2 protein-coding genes are annotated in these 3,078 nt (G+C 64.9%); both read left to right on the top strand.

The window, feature by feature from the left end; genetic code table 11:
- The coding region (gene kdsA, locus WA702_RS30065) for a 3-deoxy-8-phosphooctulonate synthase (RefSeq protein ID WP_425114164.1) at window positions 1-684 on the top strand (684 nt) is incomplete at its 5' end.
- On the top strand, window positions 684-1,916 hold the full coding sequence (locus tag WA702_RS30060) for an MFS transporter (protein WP_425114163.1): 1,233 nt from the start codon (window positions 684-686) through the stop codon (window positions 1,914-1,916). The genes kdsA and WA702_RS30060, both read left to right, overlap by 1 nt.
- Window positions 1,917-3,078 lie beyond the last annotated feature (1,162 nt).

Here is a 3,078-nt window from a genome sequence, read left to right as displayed (position 1 = left end):
TCGTTCGACAAGGCCAACCGCACCTCGGCCTCCGCCGCGCGCGGTCTTGGACTGACGCAATCGCTGCCGATCTTCGCCGAGATCCGTTCCTCGCTCGGACTGCCGGTGCTGACCGACGTGCATGACGCCGGCCAGTGCGCCGAGGTGGCGCAGGCAGTGGACGTGCTGCAGATCCCGGCCTTCTTGTGCCGACAGACTGATCTGCTCCTCGCCGCAGCCGCCACGGGGCGGGTGGTCAACGTCAAGAAGGGCCAGTTCCTGGCGCCGTGGGACATGGCCAATGTGGTGGCGAAGCTCGTCAGCGGCGGCAATCCCAATGTGCTGGTGACCGAGCGCGGCGCCTCGTTCGGATACAACACGCTGGTCTCCGACATGCGGTCGCTGCCGATCATGGCGCGCACCACAGGCGCGCCCGTCATCTTCGATGCCACCCATTCGGTGCAGCAGCCGGGCGGGAAGGGGACCTCCTCGGGCGGCGAGCGCGAATTCGTGCCCGTGCTCGCACGCGCGGCGGTCGCGGTCGGCGTCGCCGGCGTCTTCATCGAGACCCATCCCGATCCGGATCGCGCGCCTTGCGACGGGCCGAACATGGTGCCGCTGGCCGAGTTCGAGGGCCTGCTGCGGACGCTGATGGCGTTCGACGCGATTGCCAAAGGCGATGCTGCCAAAGGTGCTGGGCGCTGATGCATCAGCCCGTGGCCCGGCCGGCATCCGAGCAGACGTTTTCGCCTGTCATCAACATCATCGCGCTGGCGAGCTTCTCGGCCGCGCTGTCGACCCGCGCGCTGGATCCGGTGCTGCCGCATGTCGCGGAAGACTTCGCCATCAGCATCACCACGGCGGCGAGCATCGCGGCCGGCTACGCGCTGATCTACGCGCTGGTGCAGCCGGTGATCGGCGCCGCGGCCGACCTGTTCGGCAAGGCGCGGCTGATGACGATGTGCCTGGCGCTGCTCGGCGTCGCCTGCATCCTCGGTGCGCTCGCGACCTCGTTCGCGGCGCTGTTCGCCACCCGCATCCTGGCCGGCATCGCCTCCGGCGGCGTGTTTCCGGTTGCGCTCGGGCTGACCTCGGATCTGGTGGCGCCGGCCAAGCGCCAGGTCGCGATCGGACGCACCTTGGCCGGCTCGATGACCGGCAACCTGCTCGGCGCGACGGCGTCGGGCGTCATCGGCGACTTCATCGGCTGGCGCGGCGTGCTGGTGATCATCGGCGCGCTCGGCCTGATCGCAGCCGTCGCGGTCGCGGCCGGCTTTCGCGGCGCCAAGCTGACCCACACGCCGACCACCGATCTGAAAGCCTTGCGCAAGGGCTATCGCACCATCTTCACCAACCCGAACGCCCGCTATTGCTTCTCGGCCGTGTTCGTCGAAGGCTGCTGCGTGTTCGGGCTGTTTCCGTTCCTCGCGGCCTTCCTGTTCGATCTCGGCGAAAGATCGCTCTCGATCGCCGGCATCGTGATCGCGGGCTTTGCGGTCGGCGGCCTCGTCTACACCATGACGGTGTCGCGGCTGCTGCCGCGGCTCGGCGTCGGGGGCATGATGATCGCGGGCGGCGCGCTGGTCGCGCTGCAACTGGTCGCGCTGGCCTTCGGCCCAGGCTGGAAGCTGCAGTTCGGCAGCATGCTGCTGATGGGCTGGGGCTTCTATTTGATCCATGGCTGCCTGCAGGTATTCGCCAGCGAGCTGTCGATCGAGGCGCGCGCGACCGCGATGTCGCTGCACTCGTTCTTCTTCTTCATGGGCCAGACGGTCGGCCCGATCGCCTATGGCTTCGGCATCAGCCATGCCGGCAAGCAGCCGACGTTGATGGCCGCGGCCGGCCTGATGGTGGTGCTCGGCTTTGCCTGTGCCGCGTTCCTGCGCTCGCGGCCGCCGGCGGATGCCCATAGCACATCCAGTCCATCTCGGATCTGAGCCAGCAAACCCGGTCTCGAACGCGGGGTTGGATCTGCGCGGCTGAAACATCGGGATGGCGCTTTCGTTGCTGACAGAGGTTGCTGCCGGACGCGATGCCGCCGTCTCGCGGCGCATGTTGCGTCCGAGTCTTGCTAATGGACCGCCCTCTCAAAGACAGAGGGCGCGGGGAATGCCGGGCGCTGGCCGCACCCATGGCCCGCCAGCGAAAAAAATGCTGGCGGCAGGTACCACAGGTTCAGCCGAGACATCCCGGCATTCCCCCGCGCGATCGCTTTACGGCGTATATCGCGATCTCCCCGGTGCGCCGGGCTTTTTGGCCACCGTCACCTGCGCGACGCGCGAAGCGTCGTCGCAAGCTTGACATCAGCGTCGGGATGCCAGGACCACGCGACTTGACCGTGCGCATCGTGCTGTTCGTCGGCGTGGATCACCACGCTGCAACATCGACACGCCCACCGCATCCCGCCTCAACGTCCGTGACGACCGCGAAGCGCCCCTCATGTGAGACGGGATGGGGGCAATCAACCACGAATTCTGATAAAAAGAACGAAGAATCTTTGCAGCGGGAAGGCTGGACGGTCTGATCCATTTGAACCGTCGGGCGAAATGAGTTTTTCGGCGCAATCTATTTTTCGATGCCGATCGACCGCCACATTGGGTAAGGCGGGGAATTGTCCATCTGTGCTCAATGGATGCTGGTGAGTCGCTCGATGGGCGGGCCACGTCTTGGACACCCGAGGCCAAGAGCTTCGACCAATTGAGGATGCGAGCGAGCTTGGATAGCGGGCTGTCAAGGGATTGATGAGCAAGTGAAAAAAACCGAGACACGCTTCAGACGTGTGGAATGATGCTCTTCCATTGAAGAGTGAATTGCAGGGGTGAGGACGGGGCATTGACCAGCTTCTACGAGCGGCCGATTCTCAATCGCCCTATGCGGCGCCGCAATGGCATCATCCGCTGGACGACCACGGCCAGCGAGGAAGAGTGCGAGGGAAGCTTACCGAAGCTGTTGAGAGTAGGGGTCCGCGAACGGAGGGCGAGTTCGATTTGCCAGAATTCAAATGAATCGCCAGCCCGAGATATTTAGCTAAACTTGTGGTGATCCTCCACGTCGGAAGAAGCTTGGAATTGGCGAGCATGGAATGGCTGGACTCTATGT

The sequence above is a fragment of the Bradyrhizobium sp. genome, assembly GCF_049798375.1.
GTDB lineage: Bacteria > Pseudomonadota > Alphaproteobacteria > Rhizobiales > Xanthobacteraceae > Bradyrhizobium.
Note: the sequence above shows the minus strand (reverse complement) of the source record. Positions and strands in the feature narration are given on the sequence as shown.